Origin of the sequence: Couchioplanes azureus (assembly GCF_014648355.1) — a bacterium.
Taxonomy (GTDB): Bacteria; Actinomycetota; Actinomycetes; order Mycobacteriales; family Micromonosporaceae; genus Actinoplanes; species Actinoplanes azureus.
On sequence record NZ_BMQY01000004.1, the window covers coordinates 539470 to 562638 of the forward strand.

Below are 23169 nucleotides of genomic sequence, written 5' to 3' on the forward strand. Positions count from 1 at the left end.
GCGCTCAGGGCAGACTCGTGGCCGGGCCACGGGCCTACGCGGGATGAGACGCTCGCTGTGGGTTGTGCCCACCTGACGGTGCGTGGAGATCCAATGACATTGCTGCATGCCGGTCAAGTCGGCGGCGCATCCCGCAGTGGCCATCCGGCCACTGTCTGTCGGCAAAGCCCAGCTCAGGAGGTACGTCCGGACAGAAGGGTCACTCGGAGCGTGATGTCATTCACTTTCAGCTACCTCGCCGGTCGCGTCCGGACCGGGACCGCTCATGGGCACAGTGGAGGATCGACACGAACGGTGGGCCACCGCGCGTGCGGTGGCCCACCGGTGGGACGCTCGGCTCAGCTGGTGACGCCGAAGACGATGCGGCCCAGGGTGTCCTCGGTACCGACGAAGCCCTCGGCCGGGCTGAAGGTGTCGCGGACGAAGTCGACGTCCGTGTCGTCCGCCGTGCCGCCGACGCCGTCCGGGCCGACGCCGAAGAGCTTGTCGAAGTTGGCGCCGCCCGCGTCCATCAGGTTGGCGGTGGCGTCGGAGTTGTCGGTGTGCCAGTTGCCGAAGAAGTGGCCCGCCTCGTGGGCGGTCACGTTGCCGACCGCCCGGCCGACGAAGGCGACCCGGTCGCTCGCGTCGGTCAGGTAGGTGTTCAGCGACGCCGGGCCGCCGGCCGGATCGCTGAGCACGTCCTGCAGCACCAGGGCGGTCTCCTCGGTCTCGAAGTTGCCCGGGTCGATGCTCTGCGCGATGCCGATGGTGCCGACGCCGGACTCGGCGATGGTGCCGCCGATGATGACGCGGCTGACGTTCTTCTGGCCCCACGGGTCCGCGTGGTCCCGGCTGTTGAGGATCTTCAGCTTGAACCGTTTGTTCAGGCCGCTGGCGGCGAGGTCCGCCTGCAGGCTCTCGGTCACGCTCGCGACGACGGCGTCGATCAGCGCGTTCTCCTGGGCCCGCGGGATGCCCCACTTGGCGACGAAGGCCGAGAACGGGCTGAGCTGGACGTTGCCCGTACCGCCGAAGACGCCGGTGTTGACCCGGGCGCCGTCGAAGTCCAGGAAGAGCGTCTGGACGGGCTTGTCGCCCTGCAGCGGGGGCCGGTACGCCTCCACCGTGATGTCGTAGCCGCCGCTGCCCTCGGCCACGCCGAGGTAGTGCCAGCCCGCCTGGGTGGCGACGTAGTCGGTGACCGCGCGACCGCCGCCGGGCAGCTTGCTGTCCATCGGGTAGATGAAGGAGGCGTTCTGCCGAGAGCCGTGCGCCTCCCGCGGGTCGCTGTCGTAGACCGTCAGGTACGCCGGCGCGCCCTTCACCGACGCGCCGAGCACGTCGCCGGGCTTGAGCTGCACGGCGAAGTAGTCGGTGTCCGCCGAGGTCGCCGAGATGGTCACCGCGTACGGACCCTCGCCGGCCCCGCCGTCGCCGCTGGCCGGGTCGAACGGGTCGGCCGGCAGGCCGCTGTACGCCGCCACGACCACGTAGTACGCCCCGTCGGCCGGGGCGCTGTACGTGAGGAAGCTGTCGAAGCCGTCCGCGTCGTCGTTGGACGCGACGATGGTGCCGTCCGGCGTGTACACGGCGACCAGCGTGTCGAGATCACCCGTGGGGGTGTCGGTGTCGACGGTGATGGTCTGCCCGGCCCGCGCCGTCAGCTTGTAGAAGTCGAAGTCGTTGGTCTTGGTGCCGGCGGAGCCGTGCGGGCCGTCGCCGATCTGGGCCTCGGTCCGGACGGCCGTGGTGCCGCTGCCGATGCCGGTCTCGCCGGCGAGCGGGATGGACCCGTCGTCCTCCGGGGTCGCCGCGCGCTCGACCGGCGAGGCCGACTCCGGGTCGAGCGAACCGAGGATCCGGATCGCCGCGTGCTGCCGGGAGCCGGTGCCGAAGTTCTGGACGAGCTGCGCGGTCGCCGGGCTCTCGTTGGAGCCGTACGTGCCGTCGGGCTCGTCCTCGTCGACGACGACCGCCGCGGCGGCCTTCGCCTCGGCCGAGGGCGCACCCTGCGCCTTGAGCCGGGCCGCGGCCTTGGCGGACGCCTGCTTCCTCAGGTACGCCGCCCAGCCGCTGTAGTCCACCTTGGACGCGTCCGGCGGCAGGGACAGGAACGGGTTGGGCCCGGCCGGCTTGGCGCCCGGGGCGGCCTTCGGCGCCACCGGGATGCCGGCGGCCAGCGAGGCCCGGTCGGCGGGGCTGAGCCCCGGTTCGGACGGTTGCGGAGCTGCTTGCGCCACGCCCGGCAGGAGTGTCGCGAGCCCGAGCACGACCGCTCCGACGGTCGCGATGCTTCGTCGCATCAGGTATCCCCCTTCAGCGCGTCCGGGCCCCAGCCACGGACGGCATCCAGGACGCTACTGAAGGTCGGGATCGATATCCAGGTATGTCAATGAGCCTTAATACCTGTGGCGGCGCGCGCCCGGGTCCACTGGGGACGGTCAGCCGGAGACGGTCTCCAGGGCCGCGACGGCCGCGCCCCGCGCCCCCGCCATGTCGAGGTCGGGCACCAGCGCGAAGGTGGCCGCATCCTGCTGCTCGCGGCGCAGCTGGGTGTGCTCGCGCACGGTGTTGAGGAACCACTGCCGGAAGTGCGGCGCCGCCTCCACCACTCCCCCGCCGAGGAAGTACGCGGCCGGGTCGGTGAAGTTGGCCGCGATAGTGAACAGCTTGCCGATGGCCCGGGCCTGCTGCGCGAAGACGGCCAGCGCGAGCGGGTCCTCCTTCTCGCCGTACCCGCGCAGCATCTTGGCGGCCGAGGCGATCGGCTCCGCGGCGAGCGGGTGGTCCGGGAACCGGGTGAACCAGTACGGCAGCAGGTTCTTGGCGATGCCGGTGAGCGAGGCGATGCTCTCCACGTCGCCGGCGAAGCCGCAGTTGCAGACCGGCACCGGCTGGTCCTCCTCCAGCACACCGTGCAGCGGGATCTGCACGTGCCCCAGCTCGCCGGCCATGCCGGCCGCGCCGCGGATCACCTTGCCGGCCTCCACCACGCCGCCGCCCAGCCCGGTGCCGACGATCGCGGCCACCGAGGAACGGTTCGCCGCGTCCGCGCCGAAGTGCCGGTGGTGGGCGTAGAGCGCGGCCGCGTTGGCGTCGTTGTGGTAGATCACCGGCAGGCCGATGCGCGCCTGCAGGGCGCCGCGGATGTCGAAGCCGTGCCAGGACACCTGGGAGAAGTTGGTCGACCCCTTGGAGGAGATCACGCCGTCGGCGCTGGCCGGGCCGGGCGTGTCCAGGCCGACCGCGCGCACCAGGCTCAGCGGCGTGCTGGTCAGGGCCAGGATGCCGGTGAAGGCGTCGGCGAGCGCCTCCACGGCCGACTCGGGCCCCTCCTGGACCCGGCTCGGATTCTCCACGAGCCGGTCGACCAGGAACTGGCCCGTCGCGTCCAGCACCGTGGCGTTGTTGCAGGTTCCACCGTTGTCGAGACCCACCACGACCCAGGAGGCCGGGGTCCGTACCGCGTCGATCTGATCCACGGGTCCGAGCGTACGTTCCCGGGAGCGCTCCAGCGACGGATGCGCGCGGATTGGGCGAGGCCGGCGTCCGGCCGCCGGGTGGAACGCCCGCCCGGGGGCGGCGGCACCGGACCTTTGCGACAGGTAGTGACAGACCATCGGACCGGGGCGATACTGGATCATCGTGACGGATCCCAGGCCGCCATGGTGGCGTGACGTCGACGACGCCGTCGCGTTGCTGGTCTCGGCGGTGAACGCCGCGGCCGCCCAGGCCGCCCGCGAAGGGTCCTATGTGGCCCCGCCCGGCGCCCCCGCGCCGAGGCGCCGACGAAATCCGGCCTCGCTGCGGCACATCGCCGAGGTGATCCGGACCCACCGGCTGGCTCCGGGCGTCACGGTCGACAAGGATGCGGTCGCCCAGGTGCTCGCCGGCGACCACCGGATCGTCGTGGACCCGATTCCGGTCGTCGCCGTGGTGCACGCCTGCCGCCGGATCGCCCGGCGGCCCTTCGAGGTGTCGGACGCCGCGCAGATCGCGGCGGCCTCGGCACGCATCAGCGCCCTGATCGAGGTGGCGAAGGCCGCCGACGTCCGCGCGCCGCGGCTGCTGCCGGCCCGCCGGCCACCCTCGGCGCTCGCGCGCGTACGCCGCCCGAAGCCGGAGGAAGGGGAGGCGGGGCCCGACTTCGTGATCGACGCCAGGCCGCTGCGGGGCCGTGCCGGACGGCCGGTCCGCGCGGCGGTGCTGGCGGCGGTCGCCGTCGTCGCCGCTTCCCTCGGCGCACTGGTGACACTGCAGGTGGCGCCGCGCGTCGCCGGTCCGGCCGGCCCGGAGCCGGTCGCCGACCGGCCGTGCACGCAGGACACCACCGGCGACGACCTCGTCCGGCCCGAGGTGGTGGGACCGGACGACGCCGCGCAGGTGATCGAGCCGTTCCTGGACTTCGACGAGATGAACGGCTCGGCCCGCTACAACCGCTACCGCGGCCGGACCTACTACTGGGGCCGGGCCGGCTCGGACGACAACGTGCCGCGGGCCGGCGGCGCACGGATCCGCTGGCAGAAGGTCGGCGGACCGTGGCACGACTGCCCGGTGACGCTGGCGGTCGACGAGCGCGACTACGTACGGACGTTCGCGGTAGCGACCACCATCGGCGGGGAGGCGGTCCGGGTACAGATCTGCCTGTGGCGCCAGCAACCGTACCGGCAGAACTGCACCATGATCCTGTCGTGACCGTGGGGCGGCCCCTCACCGGGTGGCGCCGGAGCGGCGCTTGGTCCAGACGTCGAAGGCCACCGCGGCCAGCAGTACCGCGCCCTTGACCAGCATGACCTGCTCGCTCGGCGCGCCGATCAGGCTCATGCCGTTGTTGATCACCCCCATGATCAGGCCGCCGGTGATCGCGCCGACCACCTTGCCGACGCCGCCCTGGACCGCGGCGCCGCCGATGAAGGCCGCCGCGATGGCGTCCAGCTCGAAGGCGTTGCCCGCGGTCGGGTTGGCCTGGTTGAGCCGTCCGGCGAAGATGATCCCGGCCAGCGCCGACAGCACTCCCATGTGGACGAAGAGCCAGAAGACCACGCTCTTGACCTTGACGCCGGACAGCGTGGCGGCCTGCAGGTTGCCGCCGACGGCGTAGATCTGGCGGCCGAAGACCGCCCGGTTGGCCATCACCGAGTACCCGATGACCAGCGCCGCCAGCAGCACCAGCACCCACGGCAGGTTGCGGAACCGGGCCAGCTGCACCACGACGAACATGAGGACCACCGCGGCCAGCGCGAGCTTGGCGACGAACAGCGACAGCGGCTCGACCGCCTGCCGGTAGCGCTGCCGGCCGGTCCGGGCGCGCCACTGGACGGCCACGACCCCGGCGACCGCCACCACCCCCACCAGCAGGCTGAAGAGGTCGGCGCCGCCGAGCACGCCGAGGCCCACGTTGCCGAGGTAGCCGTCGGTGAAGCCGTTCGCCAGGGTGCGCACCTCGTCGGGGAACGGGCCGATGCCCCGGTTGCCGAGGATCATCAGCGTGACGGCCCGGAACAGCAGCATGCCGGCGAGCGTGACGATGAACGCGGGGATGCCGAAGTACGCGACCCAGTAGCCCTGCCACGCGCCGATCAGGCCGCCGAACGCGAGCGTCACCAGCAGCGCGAGCGGCCAGGGCACGTCCCAGTCGACCATCATCACCGCCGCGACGGCGCCGCTGGCGGCCACCAGCGAGCCGACCGACAGGTCGATGTGTCCCGCGATGATCACCAGGATCATGCCGATCGCCAGGATGAGGATGTAGGAGTTCTGCACCACGATGTTGCTGATGTTCTGCGGTGCGAGCATGTCGCCGCCGGTCAGCGCGGTGAAGAGCAGCACGATCAGCGCGAACGCGAGGTAGATGCCGCTCTGGCGCAGGTTGAGGGAGAACCGCCGCGGCGAGCGTCCCCGCGCCGGCTCCGCGGGCAGGCCGGGCGCGAGGCCGGCATCGGTGGGTGCCACGCTGGTCACGGCGCGACCTCCGGTCCATGAACGGTCATCAGGGTCATCAGGCCCTCCTGGGTGGCCTCGGCGCGGGGCACCTCGCCGGTGATCCGCCCCTCGGCCAGGGTGTAGATGCGGTCGCAGAGGCCGAGCAGCTCGGGCAGCTCGCTCGAGATCACCAGCACGCCCTTGCCCTCGTCGGCGAGGCGGTTGACGATCGTGTAGATCTCGTACTTGGCGCCGACGTCGATGCCGCGGGTCGGCTCGTCGAGGATCAGCACGTCCGGATCCGTGAAGATCCATTTCGACAGCACGACCTTCTGCTGGTTGCCCCCGGACAGCTTGCCGGTGAGGCTCGCGACGCTCGGCGCCTTGATGTTCATCGACCGGCGGTATCCGTCGGCGACCCTGAACTCCTCGTTGTCGTCGACCCAGCCGCGGCGGGCGAGCTTGCGCAGGGCGGACGCGGACACGTTGCGCTTGATGTCCTCGATCAGGTTGAGCCCGTACCGCTTGCGGTCCTCCGTGGCGTACGCGATGCCGTGGTCGATCGCCTCGCGCACCGAGCGCAGGTGGACCGGCCGGCCGTCCTTGTAGAGCCGGCCGGTGATGCCGGTGCCGTACGAGCGGCCGAAGACGCTCATCGCCAGCTCGGTGCGCCCGGCGCCGATCAGCCCGGCCAGGCCGACGATCTCGCCGCGGCGCACCGAGAGGTTCGCCCCCCGCACGATCACCCGGCCGTGCTGGGTGGGGCTGTGCACCGTCCAGTCCTCGATGCGCAGCACCTCCTCGCCGATCCGGGGCTCGCGCGGCGGGAAGCGGTGGTCCAGGTCGCGGCCCACCATCCCGGCGATGATCCGGTCCTCGGTGACCTCGTCGTCCGCGACGCTCCAGGTGGTGATGGTGCGCCCGTCGCGCAGGATGGTGACCCGGTCGGCGACGGCCATCACCTCGTTGAGCTTGTGCGAGATGATCACGCAGGTGATGCCCTGGTCGCGGAAGCCGCGCAGCAGGTCCAGCAGGTGCCGGGAGTCCTCGTCGTTGAGCGCCGCCGTGGGCTCGTCGAGGATGAGCAGGCGTACCCGCTTGGCGACGGCCTTGGCGATCTCCACGAGCTGCTGCTTGCCGACCCCCAGGTCCAGCACCTGGGTCGTCGGGTTCTCCCGCAGGCCGATGCGGCGCAGCAGGTCCGCCGCCGCGGCGTTGGTCCGGTTCCAGTCGATGAAGCCGCGGCTCGCCCGCTCGTTGCCCAGGAAGATGTTCTCCGCGATGGACAGGTTGGGCGCGAGCGCCAGCTCCTGGTGGATGACGACGATGCCGCGGCTCTCGCTGTCGCGGATGCCGGAGAACCGGCACGGCTCGCCGTCGAAAAAGATCTCCCCGTCGTACGAGCCGTGCGGGTACACGCCCGACAGCACCTTCATCAGCGTGGACTTGCCGGCGCCGTTCTCACCGCAGATCGCGTGGATCTCCCCGTGCCGCACGTCCAGGTCGACGTCCTGCACGGCCGTGACGCCCGGAAACGTCTTGGTGATGCCGTGCATCCGGAGGATGGTGCCGGCGGCGCTCACTTCAGGTCGGCCTCGGTGTAGTAGCCGGTGTCGACGAGCTCTTTCCGGTAGTTCGTCCGGTCGACGACGACGGAGTCGAGCAGCATCGCCGGCACGATCTTCTTGCCGTTGTCGTAGTCCTTGGTGTTGTTGGTCGCCGGCGTCCGCCCCTCGAGGACCGCGTCCGCCATCTCGACGGTGGTCTTGGCCAGCGCCCGGGTGTCCTTGTAGATCGTGCTGTACTGCTCGCCCGCGATGATGGACTTCACCGACGCCTGCTCGGCGTCCTGGCCCGTGACGATCGGGTACGGCTGGCCCGCGGTGCCGTAGCCGTTGCTCTTGAGCGCCGAGAGGATGCCGATCGACAGCCCGTCGTACGGCGAGAGCACTCCGTCGACCTTCGCGCCGCCGCGGTACGTCGAGGTCAGCAGGTTCTCCATCCGGTCCTGGGCGACCTTGGCCTGCCAGCGCAGCGTCGCCACCTGGGTGAAGCCGGTCTGCCTGCTCCGCACCACCAGGGTGCCGTCGTCCAGGTACGGCTTGAGCACGCTCATCGCGCCGTTGAAGAAGAAGGTGGCGTTGTTGTCGTCCGGCGAGCCGGCGAACAGCTCGACGTTGAGCGGGCCCTTCGCGGGGCCCTTCGAGCCGTCGGCGTTGCGCACCTCGAGCCCGGTCAGCAGCGACGTCGCCTGCTGCACGCCGACCTTGAAGTTGTCGAAGGTGGCGTAGTAGTCCACATCGGGGCTGTTGCGGATCAGCCGGTCGTACGCGATGACCGGGATCTTGGCGGCCTTGGCGTTCTCGAGCTGCGTGGTGATCGCGGTGCCGTCGATGGAGGCGATGATCAGCAGCTTGGCGCCCTTGGTGATCTGGTTGTCGAGCTGCTGGGTCTGGGTCGGGATGTTGTCCTCGGCATACTGCAGGTCGACCCGGTAGCCCAGCGCCTCGAGCTGCTTCTTGACGTTGTCGCCGTCGCTGATCCACCGCTCGGAGGATCGCGTCGGCATGGTCACGCCGATGAGCGCGCCCTCGGCGCCGGCGCCCGCGCCCTGGCGGTCGATCGTCTTCTCGCTGGAACCGCAGGCGGCCGACGCCGCCGCGAGCGTCAGGGCCGTGGCCACCGACGCGAGCCGGATGAGGTTCATCGTTGTTTCTCCTTGGGGGGTCATGGCGGTGGCGGACGCGCAGTGGGACGACTTTCCCGCACGTCCGATCAGAAGTGAACAGGTCCGGACACGTTCGTTACCGGGGCGTTACCTAGGCGCCCGCCCGTACGAACCGCTGGTCGTCGACCGTCGCCCCGCGTGGCCGACCCCGCGTGGCCGACACCGCGCGTCCGGTCCGCGCACGGTGCGTACGCTCGGCGGTGATGGAAGCAAGCCCGATCTCCCCGCCGCCGAACGGCCACGTCGTGTTCGACTCCGGCCAGGACGACGGCTTCACCTCGCTGCGCCGGCCCGGCCGCCCCCGCGCCGAGCGCTACGAGCTCGGCCGCTCCCTGCGCGAGCGCTCGCCCCGCTCCGACCTCGCCCACTGGACGCCCCCGCCGGACCGGGCCGACCCGGTCGCCCAGCTCACCGCGGCGCACCGGGGGCGGCTCGACTGGCTGATCCCCGTGCGGATCGGCCGGATGATGGCCTCGCCGTACGCGTTCCTGCGCGGCTCGGCGAACATCATGGCCGACGACTTCGCCACCCTGCCGTCCACCGGCATCACGCCGGTCATCTGCGGCGACGCCCACCTGGGCAACTTCGGCTTCTACGCCTCCCCGGAGCGGGCCCTGGTCTTCGACCTCAACGACTTCGACGAGGCGCACCCGGGCGCCTGGGAGTGGGACCTGCGGCGGCTCGTGACCAGCGCGTGGGTCGCCGGCCGGCAGAACGGCTTCCGCGAGGGCGCCTGCGCCGAGGCGGTACGCCACTGCGTCCAGGAATACCGCGAGCAGATCGCCCACCTCGCCGCCCAGCCGCTGCTGGCCCGCTCGTTCGCCACCGTCGACGTCGACGACCTGCGCAAGGCCGCCAGCCGGGCGAGCTTCCGGGAGGAGATCGACCGGGCCGCCCGCCGGGCCCGGCGGCGCACCAGCGACCGGGCGCTGCCCCGGTTCACCGAGCAGCGCGACGGCACCGTCCGGCTCGTCCAGGAGCCGCCGCTGATCACCCGGCCCAGCGACACCGACCTGGAGCACCTGGCCGCGGCCCTGGACGGCTACCTGCTCACGCTGCCGCCGCACTGGGCCCGGATCCTGGCCGGCTACCGGATCGTCGACATCGCGCACAAGGTCGTCGGGGTCGGCTCGGTCGGGCTGCGGGCGTACGTGGCGCTGTGCGAGGGAAGCAGTCCCGACGACGTGGTCTTCCTGCAGCTCAAGCAGGCGAGGCGGTCCGTGGTGGCGCGCCACCAGCACGGCGCGGCGGCCTGGCACCGGCACCAGGGGCAGCGGGTCGTGGAGTACCAGCAGGCACTGCAGACGGTCAGCGATCCGCTGCTCGGCTGGACCACCGTCGGCCGGGTGCAGTACTACGTGCGCCAGTTCCGCGACATGAAGGGAGCGGTCGTCGTCGAGGACATCGACGCCTCCGCGCTGAAGGACTACGCCGGGATCTGCGGCTACCTGCTCGCCAAGAGCCACGCCCGCACCAGCGGCGCGTCGATGATCGCCGGCTACATCGGCAGCAGCGACAAGCTCGACGAGATGCTGTGCCGGTTCGCCCGGGCGTACGCGGACCAGGTGGAGAGCGACCACGCCCGGCTGGTGGACGCGGTCCGCGCCGGAGTGCTGCCGGCGGAGCAGGCATGAGCGGGCAGGTACGCCTCGACTCCCCCGGCCTGCGCGAGTTCTGGCGGGAGCGGCATCTGTGCACGCTGACCACGCTGCGCGCGGACGGCACGCCGCACGTCGTGCCGGTCGGCGCGACCCTCGACGCCGAGGCCGGGCTGCTGCGGGTCACCGCGTCGCGGACCTCGGCCAAGGTGCGGCACGTCGCCGCCGGGGCGCGGCGCGTCGCGGTCTGCCAGGTCGACGGCGCGCGCTGGTGCACGGTCGAAGGCGTCGCCACCGTCCGCGACGACCCGGAGTCGGTCGCCGAGGCCGTGCGGCGCTACGCCGAGCGGTACCGCGCGCCCCGGCCCAACCCCGAACGGGTCGTGCTCGAGGTGGCGATCACCAAGGTGCTCGGCTCGGCCCGGCTCACGCAAGACTGAGCAACCGGACCCCGAACGCCGGTAGGGCGGCGCCCGTCGCGCGCCCGTCGCGCCCCTCGCGCGCCGCTCGCCCGACGCCGCGGTCGTCACCGCCGCAGGGAGTAGCGTCGCTCGGGTGAGCAGTCTGGAAGCGGACCCCGAGGTTCCCGGGCCGGCGCCGTCCGCCGCCGAGGTGGAGCTCCTGGAGGGCGCGCCGGTCGCCCTGGGAGGCCCGCGGGGCATGGGCGTGGTGCGGACCCTGCCCAGCAGGCACCGGCGCATGGTCGGCGCCTGGTGCTTCCTGGACGCGTACGGGCCGCACGACCTGAGCGGGTCCGCCGGGATGCGGGTGGGTCCCCATCCGCACATCGGGCTGCAGACGGTGAGCTGGCTGGTCAGCGGCGAGATCCTGCACCGCGACAGCCTCGGCCACCGGCAGGAGATCCGGCCCGGCCAGCTCAACCTCATGACGGCCGGGCGGGGCATCTCCCACTCGGAGGAGACGCCGGCGCAGCACAGCGCGGTGCTGCACGGCGTACAGCTGTGGGTGGCGCTGCCCGGCAGCGACCGCGACGTGGCGCCCTCCTTCGCCCACCACGCCGACCTGCCGGTCCTGACCGACGGCGGCCTGACGGCGACGGTGCTGATGGGCGACCTGGCCGGCGCGGCGTCGCCGGCCCGCTGCCACTCCCCGCTGGTCGGCGCCGAGATCACCCTCGCGGCCGGCGCCGGCGCGAGGCTGCCGCTGAGGCCCGGCTTCGAGTACGCGATCCTGGCCCTCGACGGCGCGGTGAAAGCGGCGGGCGCCACGCTGGAGCCGGGGCCGCTGCTCTACCTGGGTTCCGGGCGGGCGGAGCTGTCGCTCTCGGCCGGGCCACCGACCCGCCTCATGCTGCTGGGTGGCGAGCCGTTCGCGGAGAAGCTCGTGATGTGGTGGAACTTCGTCGGCCGCGACCACGACGACATCGTCGACGCGCGGCACGCGTGGGAATCGGACGCAGACGGGCGGTTCGGCACCGTCCAGGGCTATCCCGGGCCACCCATCCCGGCGCCGCCCATGCCGATCACCCGGCTGGTGCCCCGCGGCCGGGTGCGCTGACCGCACTCCCGGCGATCGTGTCGGGTATCCGTCTTCGTGCCGGGTTGTCCCGGTGGCCGGCGAGGCTCCGTGCCCCGGCCTCGCAGACGGCGCCGCCGTGGGCCGCCCCGGCGTCCTCTGCGTGCCGTGATGCGGGCGCTCCGAACGTGACCGTCGACACGTTCACTTTCCGTAGCCGTACTTGTCGAAGCGGCGGAGGCAACCGCCGGCGCTCATCTTTCGGCCGGTCGTGCGATTCCTCAAGATTGGCTTAAATTACCGCCTGATTTCGGCGATCGATATGATGGGCCGACCGCGGGAAAGCATATGCTGCCGGGCGGCAACCATTACTCTGCGTATTGTCCGACCGACCAACCGTGCGGCCTGGTCAAGCAAATGAACCGCTCGGCACTCGGATGCGTACTATCCGTCGAGGGCTTTGTCCGGCGGGCCGCGGCGCCGGACGGCCGGCGGATGTCAGGGGCGTCCGTGGGTCGGGTGACGCACCTCTGCGGACGGTAGCGCCGCGGGCAAAACCGTGGTTAACCTTCCAACTCGACCGCGTGGAAGCTGGTAACGGGCGCGCGGGCGGCATACCTGGCGGCGGAGGGGGACGAATGCGGCGACGGGCCGGCTCGGCGCATCCCCGACCGCGGCTCGGGGCCTGGGGGGCCCGATGAGCTACGAGGACGACGAGTACTGGGAAGCCGAGTACGACGACGATCGTCCCGCACCGTATGCCGACACGACGGTCACGGCGCGTGATCCGTACGCCGACGCGGCCGTGCTTTCCCGGTGGGGTCCGGACAATCGCCGCAAGCCGGAACCGCAGCGACCCGTGGCCCGCGCGCAATACATCGAAGGCGATGACTTCGGCGCGGCGCCGCGCATTTCCCGTACGCCGGAAATGGCCGCCGTGCGCCCCCAGGAACCGCCCGTCGACGAGCTCGCCGAGCGCAGACAGCGACGACAGGCCGGCCACCAGCGCTCACCGGAGCGCGAGAACCAGATCAGCTCCGCCTTCGACGGCGAGCGCCCGAGCTGGCTGGACGACCCGGACTTCGAGGCGGCCGACCTCGACGCGGCGCCGGTCTCGCCGGGCATGGACGGCTGGGCGGTACGCAGCCTCGACTTCGACGAGCTCGAGTACGACGACCGCGACTTCGACGCGTCCGACTGGGAGGCCCAGCGCCGGTACGTGTCGGCGCAGCGCGCCCGCCGCATCGAGACGTCCTCGTTCTGGGACGGCGACGAGGCCGAGGAGGAGCCCCGCCCCCGCCGAGGCCGCCGCAAGGAGCGCGAGGCCCCGGCCAGCGGCCGCGCCCGGGTCACCCCACCGGCCGGCGAGCCGGGCCAGCCGTCGCCGGACGACCGCCTCGCCCAGGACCGGCGTGCCGCGGACGCTCCGCTGCCGAACCGGCGCTTCCCGGACCGCTCCTCCTCCGACCGTCCTTCGCCCGACCGTCTTCCCCCGGACCGTCTTTTCCCCGACCGGCGCTCCTCGGACGGGCGGTCGTTGGATCCGCGCGTCTCGGATCGGCGCTTCGCCGCCGAGTGGGACGAGGCCGGTTCCGGCCCGTCGCGCGGCCGGCGCGACCTCCAGGGAGACCGGGCCCGCCGCGGCGACGACCGATGGGATGCGGGGCAACGCGACGGAAGCCGCCAGCGCAACGACCTCGATCGCCAGCGCGGCGACTTCGACCCGCAGCGCGGCGACTTCGACCCGCAGCGCGGCGACTTTGCTGCGCCGCACGACGACTTTGGTCCGCAGCGCGGCGACTTTGCTCCGCAGCGGGACGATCGCCGGCGGCATGGTCGCCCACGCGCCGAAGAACCTGCGGCCTTCCGCCGCGATGCCGACCCGGCCGCCTTCCGGCGGGACGTTCCGGGCGGAGACTTCCGGCCCGGCGTGGCGCAACCGTTCCCCCGCGATGGCCGTCCCGGGGACCACCGGCGCGAGGTGGAGCAGCCCGCAGCCTTCCGCCAGGATCCCCAGCCGACGCCCTTCGGCCCGGCCGTCGACTCCCCGCCCGCGGCGGGACGCGCCAAGGTGCGCCCCGCCGGAGAAGATCCGGCCGCCTTCCGGCACGACGCTGCCGCCCTCGAGCGCGACCCCGCTGCCTTCGACCGCGACCCGGCCGCTTTCCGGCAGGACCCGGGCGCCTTCAACCGTGACCCGGCCGCCTTCGGGCAGGACCCGGCCGCCTTCGGGCAGGACCCGGGCGCCTTCGAGCGCGACCCGGCCGCCTTCGGGCAGGACCCGGGCGCCTTCGAGCGCGACCCGGCCGCCTTCGGGCAGGAGCCGGCCGCTTTCGGGGGCGGTGCGGGCGAGGCTGCCGGGCGATGGGCGGAGCAGGGGGACTCCTTCGAACGGCAGGCGCGGCCGGAGAGCGAGAGGGATCCGGCCGCCGAGCATGCGCCGTACCGGCCGGAGGGCGATGCGGCCGCCGGGCCGGCCGGCGCCCCCGCGCGGGAGCCGGAGGGCGACGGGCCGCGGGTCATCAGCCGTGCGACTCCCCCGGCCGCACCGAGGATCCTCAGCAAGGCGACCCCGCCGCCGGCCCCCCGGGTCATCAAGAAGGCCGACCCTCCGGTCCAGCCCCGCGTGATCGCCGCGCCACCGCAGACGGCACCGCCCCGGGTGGTCAGCCCGGCGCCGCCGACGCTGCCGAGGACACCCGCGGCGCAGCACCCGGCCGGCGTTCGCCCGACGGGTACGCCGGCAGCTCCGCCACCCACCCCGGACAGGGGTACTCCGCCGCCCGCGCCGCACCAGGGCGGACACCCGGGGTCCGCCGAGCCGAGGTATCCGGCGACACCGGACCACGGTGCAGACCGCCCCGGGCACGGTGCAGACCGCCCCGGGCAGGCCGCCGTGCCGCCGGTCGTACCCGGCTACGTCGCGCAACCCTCCCCGGAGGCACAGAGTCCGGTCAGCCCGGCGGCCTACGTACCCGGACCACAGCGGGTAGACGCGCCGATCAGCCCCGCCGCCATCTACCCGGCTCGCCAAGACACGCCGGTCAGCCCCGCCGCGGCCTACCCGCCCCGCCACGACGCACCGGTCAGCCCCGCGGCCTACCCGCCCCGCCACGACGCACCGGTCAGCCCGGCCGCATACCCGCCTCGCCCGGACGCACCGGTCAGCCCGGCCGCTTATGCGCCTCGTCAGGAGGGACCGGTCAGCCCGGCCGCTTATGCGCCTCGTCAGGAGGGACCGGTCAGCCCGGCCCCGTCCCACGGACGCCCGGACGCACCGATCAGTCCGCCTGCTTACGCGCCCCAGCAGAGCCAGCCGGTCATCGGCCCGGCCACTCACCGGCAGCACCCGGACGCGCCCGTCAGCGCGCCGGCCACCCCCTCCGGCCAGCCGCCGCAGCCCGTGGCGCCGGCCGCGCAATCGATCGACGACGTCGTGACGGCGGAGCGACCGATCGTGGGCGGGCCGCGCACCGCCATGATCCTGGGCACCGGCGTGCCCACCCCGGTCCCTCCCTCACAGCGTCCGCCGTCCCGGATCGCTCCGGTCAGCGCCGTGCCCGGCCACGAGCGACCCACCAGCGGCGCGCCCGGCCACGAGCGACCCACCAGCGGCGCGCCCGGACAGGAACGACCCACCAGCGAGCTGCCGAAGGTCACGGCCAGTTCGACGGGTGCCCTCGTCGACGGGTCGGCGGACACCGGTGTTCCGCGCCCGGGCACGGCCCGCGTGCCCGCGCCACGCCACCCGCAGTCCCCGGCACCTGACCGCCACGCCGATTCCGCCCGCGCGGCGGAGGAGGCACGCCAGGCGGAAGCAGCCCGCCAAGCAGAAGCAGCCCGCCTGGCCGAGCAGGCCCGCCAGGCAGAAGCAGCCCGCCAGGCAGAAGCAGCCCGCCAGGCAGAAGCAGCCCGCCAGGCAGAAGCAGCCCGCCAAGCGGAAGCAGCCCGGCAGGCAGATGCGGCACGTCTGGCCGAGCAACAGCGCCAGACCGAGCAAGCACGCGCGGCAGGCGCAGCCGGCCAGGCGGAGGCGGCAACCGAGGCCCAACAAGCTCGTCAGGACGATGCCAGGAAGGCGGAGGCGGCCCGGCAGGTGGAGGCCGCCCGGCAGGTGGAGGCCGCCCGGCAGGTGGAGGCCACACGAGGGCTGCAGAAGGATGTTCCCGCGCAGCCCGTCTCCGTCGCTCCGCCCGCGTCGCGCCCCGGCCCGAATCCGGCCGCGAACGCGGCGCCGATCGGGCGGTTGCTGACCTCCGGTCCGGACGGGCCGCGCAAGTATGCCGATGCGGACCTCGGTCCCACCTGGTTCAGCCCGAAGGCCACCCCCAAGGCCGAGCCCGAAGCGGCACCGAAGCACGATCCCCAGGCGTCCGACGCCACCGACGGCGGCTTCGCGCAGACCTCCGCGACGCAGACGCCCACGGCACCCGCATCCGCGGCGCAGATTGCCCCGGTGTCGGGCGGAACGACCGGGCACGAGGCCTCGGTGTCCGGCGCCCCGACCGGGGGTGAGACCCCGGACCGGAACGGTGTCTCCATAGACCTCGACCTCACCGACCTGATGGGCGGGGTGGTTCCGGCCGCCGGCACCCCGGCCCGGTCCGCGGACGACCCCCCGCCCGCCGCCGAGGCACCCACAGCCCTCACCGGCGAGGCACCGGCAGGCCCTCTCGCCGGGGCACCGGCAGCCGGAGCACCGGCAGGCCCTTCCGCCGAGGCGCCGGCAGCTCCCGCCGCGGGCGCGCCGTCCGCGGCGAGCGCCGCAGCGGAGCTCGGCGACCACACGGGCGGCGAGCAGCGCGACGAGACGGACCAGCGTGCGGCCGCCCAGCGCCGGCCGAGAGAGAACCGCCGGCCGGAGGAACCGGACAACCGGCGCAGGCCCGTACGGCCGGAGGATCTCGCCGCGATCCGGTGGCGGCTCGACGGCGGGACTCTCAAGGAGGTCGTCGACGATCGGGATGCGTTGCGGGAGCTCGGGGAGCGGCTGGACGGTCCGCTCGCCGAGGAGGACGACAACGTCGCGAAGGCCGGGCTGCTCAGTGTGCGGGCCGAGGTGTACCGGCTGCTCGACGAGCTCGGGCTCGCCGCGGCCGCGAGCCGGCTCGCGCTGGCGCATGCCGAGTCCGCCGGGGACGTGCAGGCGATCGTGATCGCTCAGGCCGAGCTGGCCCATGTGCTGCGGCTGCGGGGTGACTACCAGGAGGCGGACCGGCTGTTCGAGCAGGCCGCCAGCTCCGACGCGCCGGAGGTGGTGCGCAGCGTCGTGCACGAGAACGCCGGGCGCTGCGCCTTCGACCAGGGGCGGTACATGGAGGCGCTCGATCATTTCGCGCGGGCGGTGCGGCTGGGTGCGCCCGACGACGAGGAGCTGGCGCAGCGGATCGACGTCGCGCTGGAGGCCGTCTACATCCACGTGCTGCGCGACGGGTGGGGTCCCTATCCGCGGCTGCGCCGCGAGATTCTCGGGATGGTCAAGGCCGCGGCTGCGCCAGCAGAGTGAGGTCGGGTACGCGGTCCACGTTCTGCCTGCGGCCCGCCACCGAGACCCGGCCGCGCCCGGAGGCCTTGGCGTCGTAGAGGGCCGAGTCCGAGGCGGCGACGAGCTCGTCCGCCGTGGCGGCGTCCTCGGGGAACACGGCGACGCCGATGCTCAGGCTGGGCGGGCCGCCCGGCAGGCCGGTCACCGCGGCGGCCGCGGCGCGCAGCTCCTGCGCCGCGGCGACCGCGGCCGGCCGGTCGAGGCGCAGCAGCATCACGAACTCGTCGCCGCCGAGCCGGGCCGCCGTTCCCCGCCCGCCTGTCACCGTACGCATGGAGGCCGCCACCGCTTGCAGCACGCGGTCGCCCTCGGTGTGGCCGTACGTGTCGTTGATGGTCTTGAAGTAGTCGAGGTCGACCGTGATCAGCGCGACGCTGCGGCCCTCGCTCGCGGCCTCGGCGGTCTCGCGGGCGAGCGACTCGGTGAACCAGCGCCGGTTCGCGAGGCCGGTGAGGGCGTCGGCGTTGGCCTGCTGCTGGAGCACGGCCCGGAGCTGGTCGTTGCGCTTGCGCAGGCTGGCCACCACGATCATGGCCATGGTCATGGTCAGCATCGTCGCCACCCAGTCCATCACGCCCTGGGCGGGACCGAGGACGGTGAAGACGGTGGCGGCGTCGCCGGCGAAGACGATCAGCAGGTTGACGTAGATGGCCCTGCGACCGAGGAAGTTGGCCACGTACAGGACGGGCCAGAGGTAGAAGAACTGCGCGCCGGTGCTGGCGTCGTGCGTGATGATGTTCAGTCCGGTGATCAGGACCGTGGACAGCGTCGGCACGACGAGCCAGAAGGCGCGCGGCAGCTGGGCGGGCCGGAACCACGAGGCGATGCCGAGACCCGCCATGAACAGCACGACCGCGACCACGGCCACCCGGCCCGAGGGTGCCATGCCGGGCGCCAGGACGCCGGTGAACAGCACGTACGGCCCGGCGGCCAGGACGAGGTACGCGACGGCACGGGAGGCCCCGTGCAGGTCGCGGAGCTCGAATCCGGAGCGTTCCGTCCTGAACAGCACGTCCCCAGTTCGGCCGGGCGCGGCCGGGGTTGAGCGTTTGCTCATTCCGTCCGCAGGGCGACCACCGGGTCGAGCCGCCCGGCGCGCTGCGCGGGCACGACGCCGAACACGATGCCGACGACGGCGGAGACGCCGAACGCCAGGGTGAGCGACCACCAGGTGATCGCGGCGGGCACCGGTGACAGCCGGTCGACGCCCACGGCGGCGGAGACGCCGAGCGCCATGCCGACGATCCCGCCGAGCGTGGTGAGCAGGACGGCTTCCAGCAGGAACTGCAGGCCGATGTCGCGGGGCCGGGCGCCGACCGCCTTGCGCAGGCCGATCTCGCGGGTCCGCTCGCGCACCGAGACCAGCATGATGTTGGAGACGCCGACGCCGCCGACGAGCAGGCTGATGCCGGCGATGGCGGCCAGGACGCCGGTGAGCACGCCGAGGATGTCGCCGAGCACGCCGAGGATCTGTTCCTGGGTGACCGCGCTGAAGTCGGTGCCGGGGTGGCGTTCGCCGAGCGTGGCGACGATGTCGGCGCCGAGCGCGTCGATCCGGTCGCGGTCCGGGGCGCGGATGGCCAGGCCGTCGATGCGCTCCGTGCCGAGCAGCCGCTGGGCCGCGGTGACCGGGACGTGCACCTCGTTGTCGCGGTCCACGCCGAGGCTCTGCCCGAGCGGTTCGAAGGTCCCGACGACCCGGAACCGGACGCCCCCGACGGTGATCTGCCGCCCGACCGGGTCGCGGTCGCCGAACAGCACGGTGGCGACCCGCGCGCCGAGCACGGCGACCCGCCGGGCGGTGTTGACGTCGGAGCGGGTCAGGTAGCTGCCGCGGTCCAGCCGGCGGACGAACACGGCCGGGGTCGTCTCCAGGACGCCCTGCATGCTGGAGAAGATCGTGCGGCTGCCCGCCCGGACGGTCTCGCCCGAGGCGACCGTGACCGCCACCCGGGACCGGTCGCCGACGATCCGGCCGACCGCGTCGGCGTCGTCGAGGGACATGGTCGAGACCGAGGGCGCGGCGCCGGCCTCGAGCCGGCCCGGCACGACGATGAGCAGGTTGGAGCCGAGGCCCTCGACCTGCCGCTCGATCTGCTCCTTGGTGCCGGTGCCGATCGCGACGAGGGCGACGACGGCGGCGACGCCGATGACGATGCCGAGCATGGTGAGCACGCTGCGCAGCCGGTTGGCGCGCAGCGCGTCGAGGGCGACCCGCCAGGCCTCCGCGAGCCTCATGCGGGCCCGTTTACGACGAGGCCGTCGCGCATGACGATCCGCCGGCGGGCCCGGGCGGCGACCTCGTGATCGTGGGTGACCAGGACGACCGCGACGCCGTCGGCGTTCAGCGACTCCAGCAGGGCGAGCACCGACGCCCCGGTGGCCGAGTCGAGGTTGCCGGTGGGCTCGTCGGCGAGCAGCACCGAGGGGCCGGTGACCAGCGCGCGGGCGATCGCCACGCGCTGCTGCTCGCCGCCGGACATCTGGTTGGGCCGGTGGTCGACGCGGTGCGCCAGGCCGACGCGCGCGAGCAGCTCGGCGGCGCGGGCGCGGCGTTCCCGGCGGCCCACGCCGCGGTAGACCAGGGGCAGCGCGACGTTGTCCCGGGCGGTCGTGCGCGGCAGCAGGTGGAACGACTGGAACACGAAACCGATGACCTCGTTACGCAGCCGGGCCATCTCGGGCGGCGACAGCGCGGCGACGTCCCGGCCGCCGATCACCAGGCTGCCCGCGGTCGGCCGGTCCAGGCCGCCGAGCAGGTGCATGAGGGTCGACTTGCCCGAGCCGGAGGCGCCGACGATCGCCAGGTAGTCGCCCTCCTGCACGGTCAGCGAGACGCCGCGCAGCGCCGGCACGGAGACGCCGTCCAGCTCGTACGTGCGGGTCACGCCGGTGGCGACCACTGCCGGCGGGCTCACGGCAGGTCCTGACCCGGGCTGACCTGGTCGGCGCCGGCGACCACGATGCGCTGGCCGGCGTCGAGGCCGGACACCACCTGCACCAGGTCCTCGCCCTGCACGCCGAGCGTCACCGGCACGCGTTCGGCCTTGCCGCCGCGCACGGCCCACACGCCGTCGCGGCCGTCACGGGACACCACCGCGCCCGCGGGCACGGTGACGGCGTCGGTGGCCTGGCGTACCCGCAGCCGCACGATGGCACTCATGCCGGGCCGGGGCACCGGCGCGGCGCTGCCGTTGGGGTAGGTGCCCCGGCCCAGCGTCAGCCGTACCCGGTAGGAGACGCCGCCGCGGGCGGAGGTGGTGGGCAGCAGGTCGACGGCGCGGACCCGGGTCTCGTACGTGGCGCCGGCGGCCGCGTCGAGCTCGACCGTGCCGGACCCTCCGGCCTTGACCAGCAGCACGTCGGTCTCGTCGACCTCGGCGGCGACGCCGAGGCCGGAGGTGTCGACGACGGTGAGGACGGGGGTGCCGACGCCGACGGCCGCTCCCTGCGGCACGGCCACGTCCACGCCGGGCACGGCCGCCGGGGCGGAGGCTCGCCCGGCGGCCGGGTCGGCGCGGGAGATCAGGTCGCTCAGCGAGGGCGCGGCCGCGGCGGCGGTGCCGCCGAGCTGGACCACGCCGGAGACGGGCGCGCGCAGGGTCAGCGCGTCGACCGCCGCCTCGGCCAGCTCGTACGCCTGCCGGGCCTGCACGCGCTGGGCCGCGGTGAGGGCGTCGACGGCGGCGGCCAGGCTCGCGACGCCGCTCTCCAGCGACCGTACGGCGGCGCCGGCCGTCGCGGAGACGGCCGCGTAGCGTTCCTCGGCCGCGGTGATCTGGGCCAGCAGGGCCTTGCGCAGCGCCGGATCGGTGACCTCCGCGGCGGCCTCGCGGGCGGCGGCGAGCGCCTCGTCCGCCTTCGCGTCGATCCGGCGGCGGGCCGACGCGAAGCCGGCCGCGCCGCCACCGGTGGGGATGCCGCCGCGGGAGGCGGCGTCCAGGGCCTCGGTGGCGTCGTCGAGGCGCTGCTCCGCGGCGGGCGAGTCGACGACCGCGACGACCTGGCCCTTGCGCACCCGGTCGCCGGCGTCGACCCGCAGCTCCTCGAGCGTGCCGTCGGCGGGCGAGGTGACCGTGCCGGCCGAGCGCACGGTCACCGCGCCGGACGCCTCGACGATCTCGTCGACGGTGCCGCGGCCGGCCGTGCCGACGGTGACGCCGGACGGCTCCTCGCCGCAGGAGGCAGCGGTCAGCGGCGGCAGCAGGACGCAGGCGAGCAGCAGCACGGTGGCGCGACGGGGGGATCGGGACACGCACGCCACTCTATGCCGCGGCGCGGCACCGGCCAGGGCGCCGCGGGGCCGGCCGGCGGGCGCACGGTCCGGCGCGACTGACCGATATCGGACGCGACCGTGGATACCGGGCCGGTGTCGACTATCGGCACGGCGGCTGGCGGGAGGCCGACAGCACTCCCGAGCACGGCGTGCCACCGTGGGATGTGGTCCTGCCGAACGGGCCCCGCGCCGATGACAATCGGCCGTCGTCGTGAACTGCGCGCCCCTCCGCGTCCGTAATCCCCAGCACGGTGCCCACTGCGTACGCGAAGGAACGTGACATGTCGCTCCACGGACTTCCCACTACCGCGATGATGCGCGCCGACGAACTGACCGTCGTGCACCACGACGACACGGTGAGCACGTTCACCGACGTCACCTACATGCTCAGCCGGGACGGCCTGCGGGTGCTGACCGCGAACGGGGACGAGAAGGCACTGCCGAGCTTCGACATCCTCACCACGCACGCCCGCTTCGCCCACCCGCCGCTGGCGGCCTGAGCGGCGATCCCCTACTGGGGCGTGGCGAAGTTCTGCACCCAGTACGGCGTGCGGTCCGCGGAGAAGGCGAGGCCCAGGCCGACCTCGTGCAGCCGGCAGTCCAGAATGTTCTCGCGGTGTTCGGGGCTGTGCATCCAGCCGTCCACGACCTCGAAGACGCTGTCCTGACCGCGGGCGATGTTCTCGCCGTAGCGCGACCACTCGTAGCCCGCGTCGCGCACCCGCTCCCCGGCCCGCTCGCCGTTCGGGGCCTCGTGGGCGAAGTAGCCGCGCCGCGCCATGTCGGCCGCGTGCCGGTTGGCGGCCAGGATCAGGCGCCGGTCGACGTCGACACCGTCGCAGCCGGCCCGCCGCCGGTGCTCGTTGACCAGCCGGAGCGCCTGCTGCTGGACGTCGGCGCCCGGGTCGGCGGAGAGCGCCTGGCTCGAGGTGACGTCGCGGTGGGCGGACCCGGGCGTCCGCTGCGGCTTGGTGTCGCGGTCCGGGTCCCCGCCGGCGGTGGGTGCCGCGCCGGGCGCCGGGTCGCCCCCGGGCCGGGCCGGCTTGTCCCCGGACGAGGTGCCCGGGCGCGCCGGCGCCGGCTCGCCGGTGGGCGCGGCCGGCGCATCCGGTACGCCGGGAGCGGACGCCGCCGCGGACCCGGCCGGAGCATCGGGTACGCCGGGAGCGGCGGGCACCCCGGGAGCGGCGGGCACCCCGGGCCCTGCGGGCACGGTGGCGCCGGAGGGCAAGGCCACATCGGAGGGCAGTCCGGCGTCGGCGGGCAGCTGCGGAACGGCCGGCACGTCGGGGATCACCGCCGACGGCAGCGCCGGTGTGTCCGGTGTGGTCTCCGCGCCCGCGGTGGTCGCCACCATGACCCCACCCACCAGGACCGCCGACACCGCGACGGCCACCACGACAGCAGGCTTGCGCACTGGTGTCCCCTTTTCGGTACTCGTGGCGCCGCGCCCCGTGCACGCCGCCCTCGAGGGGGACCAACGCGGCGGCGAGCGGCCCGGTGACTCGCGACCGCATCCGCGACGTTCCCGCCGATCCCCCGTAAGAACCGCTCTGACCTGGGATTTCGGCCTTCCGCAGCGGACCGGGGGATCGCACAGTCGCACGGGCAAATGCGACACTTCACCCCTTCGGGGTAATCC

At 73.7% G+C, this 23169-nt stretch carries 16 protein-coding genes; 6 read left to right on the top strand and 10 right to left on the bottom strand.

The genetic code is table 11. The features are described from left to right. Nucleotides 1–338: 338 nt before the first annotated feature. The gene (locus IEY99_RS17605; RefSeq protein WP_189204465.1) at nucleotides 339–2285 is read right to left on the bottom strand and encodes a PPC domain-containing protein; all 1947 of its coding nucleotides are present in this window, start codon (nucleotides 2283–2285) and stop codon (nucleotides 339–341) included. Nucleotides 2286–2423: 138 nt separating this feature from the next. Continuing rightward, complete coding sequence (locus IEY99_RS17610) at nucleotides 2424–3464, bottom strand: ROK family protein (RefSeq protein ID WP_229798860.1); 1041 nt, start codon at nucleotides 3462–3464, stop codon at nucleotides 2424–2426. Between the two features lie 163 nt (nucleotides 3465–3627). Between IEY99_RS17610 and IEY99_RS17615 the strand changes: the two genes are divergently transcribed. Further along, the gene (locus IEY99_RS17615) at nucleotides 3628–4677 is read left to right on the top strand and encodes a hypothetical protein (protein ID WP_189204467.1); all 1050 of its coding nucleotides are present in this window, start codon (nucleotides 3628–3630) and stop codon (nucleotides 4675–4677) included. Nucleotides 4678–4692: 15 nt separating this feature from the next. Here IEY99_RS17615 and mmsB read toward each other — a convergent pair whose 3' ends face one another. From mmsB to chvE, 3 genes are read right to left on the bottom strand one after another with little or no spacing between them, the layout of a single operon-like run. Further along, nucleotides 4693–5943, bottom strand: coding sequence for a multiple monosaccharide ABC transporter permease (gene mmsB, locus IEY99_RS17620; protein WP_189204469.1), 1251 nt, complete (start codon nucleotides 5941–5943; stop codon nucleotides 4693–4695). Then, entirely contained in the window at nucleotides 5940–7460 is a 1521-nt protein-coding gene (gene mmsA / locus IEY99_RS17625) for a multiple monosaccharide ABC transporter ATP-binding protein (RefSeq protein ID WP_189204471.1), read from the bottom strand. The genes mmsB and mmsA overlap by 4 nt, the downstream gene beginning before the upstream one ends. A 23-nt stretch (nucleotides 7461–7483) precedes the next feature. Beyond that, complete coding sequence (gene chvE, locus IEY99_RS17630; protein WP_189204473.1) at nucleotides 7484–8611, bottom strand: multiple monosaccharide ABC transporter substrate-binding protein; 1128 nt, start codon at nucleotides 8609–8611, stop codon at nucleotides 7484–7486. A gap of 224 nt (nucleotides 8612–8835) precedes the next feature. Between chvE and IEY99_RS17635 the strand changes: the two genes are divergently transcribed. From IEY99_RS17635 to IEY99_RS17650, 4 genes are all read left to right on the top strand, one after another. Then, nucleotides 8836–10266, top strand: a complete 1431-nt coding sequence (locus IEY99_RS17635; protein WP_189204475.1) for a DUF2252 domain-containing protein — start codon at nucleotides 8836–8838, stop codon at nucleotides 10264–10266. Continuing rightward, entirely contained in the window at nucleotides 10263–10670 is a 408-nt protein-coding gene (locus IEY99_RS17640; RefSeq protein ID WP_189204477.1) for a pyridoxamine 5'-phosphate oxidase family protein, read from the top strand. The genes IEY99_RS17635 and IEY99_RS17640 overlap by 4 nt, the downstream gene beginning before the upstream one ends. Before the next feature lie 115 nt (nucleotides 10671–10785). Continuing rightward, nucleotides 10786–11748, top strand: a complete 963-nt coding sequence (locus IEY99_RS17645; RefSeq protein WP_229798862.1) for a pirin family protein — start codon at nucleotides 10786–10788, stop codon at nucleotides 11746–11748. Between the two features lie 655 nt (nucleotides 11749–12403). Further along, a complete protein-coding gene (locus tag IEY99_RS17650; RefSeq protein WP_189204479.1) occupies nucleotides 12404–17212 on the top strand; it encodes a hypothetical protein in 4809 nt (1602 codons plus the stop codon). Here IEY99_RS17650 and IEY99_RS17655 read toward each other — a convergent pair. From IEY99_RS17655 to IEY99_RS17670, 4 genes are read right to left on the bottom strand one after another with little or no spacing between them, the layout of a single operon-like run. Next, entirely contained in the window at nucleotides 17184–18263 is a 1080-nt protein-coding gene (locus IEY99_RS17655; protein WP_229798863.1) for a GGDEF domain-containing protein, read from the bottom strand. The genes IEY99_RS17650 and IEY99_RS17655 overlap by 29 nt on opposite strands. Before the next feature lie 41 nt (nucleotides 18264–18304). Further along, nucleotides 18305–19489, bottom strand: a complete 1185-nt coding sequence (locus IEY99_RS17660) for an ABC transporter permease (RefSeq protein WP_189204483.1) — start codon at nucleotides 19487–19489, stop codon at nucleotides 18305–18307. After that, nucleotides 19486–20169: an ABC transporter ATP-binding protein gene (locus IEY99_RS17665; protein WP_189204485.1), complete on the bottom strand. Its 684-nt coding sequence runs from the start codon at nucleotides 20167–20169 to the stop codon at nucleotides 19486–19488. Before IEY99_RS17665 ends, IEY99_RS17660 begins: the two co-directional genes overlap by 4 nt. Beyond that, nucleotides 20166–21683: an efflux RND transporter periplasmic adaptor subunit gene (locus IEY99_RS17670; protein WP_373293374.1), complete on the bottom strand. Its 1518-nt coding sequence runs from the start codon at nucleotides 21681–21683 to the stop codon at nucleotides 20166–20168. Before IEY99_RS17670 ends, IEY99_RS17665 begins: the two co-directional genes overlap by 4 nt. Before the next feature lie 125 nt (nucleotides 21684–21808). Here IEY99_RS17670 and IEY99_RS17675 point away from each other — a divergent pair, with 125 nt between their 5' ends. After that, nucleotides 21809–22027 carry a hypothetical protein gene (locus IEY99_RS17675; protein ID WP_229798865.1) on the top strand — a complete coding sequence of 73 codons (219 nt, stop codon included), beginning with the start codon at nucleotides 21809–21811 and terminating at the stop codon, nucleotides 22025–22027. Nucleotides 22028–22038: 11 nt separating this feature from the next. On the opposite strand, the gene IEY99_RS17680 is transcribed toward IEY99_RS17675, so the two are convergent. Beyond that, nucleotides 22039–22944 (bottom strand): CAP domain-containing protein, encoded by a 906-nt coding sequence (locus IEY99_RS17680; protein ID WP_189204489.1) that lies wholly within the window; start codon nucleotides 22942–22944, stop codon nucleotides 22039–22041. Nucleotides 22945–23169 lie beyond the last annotated feature (225 nt).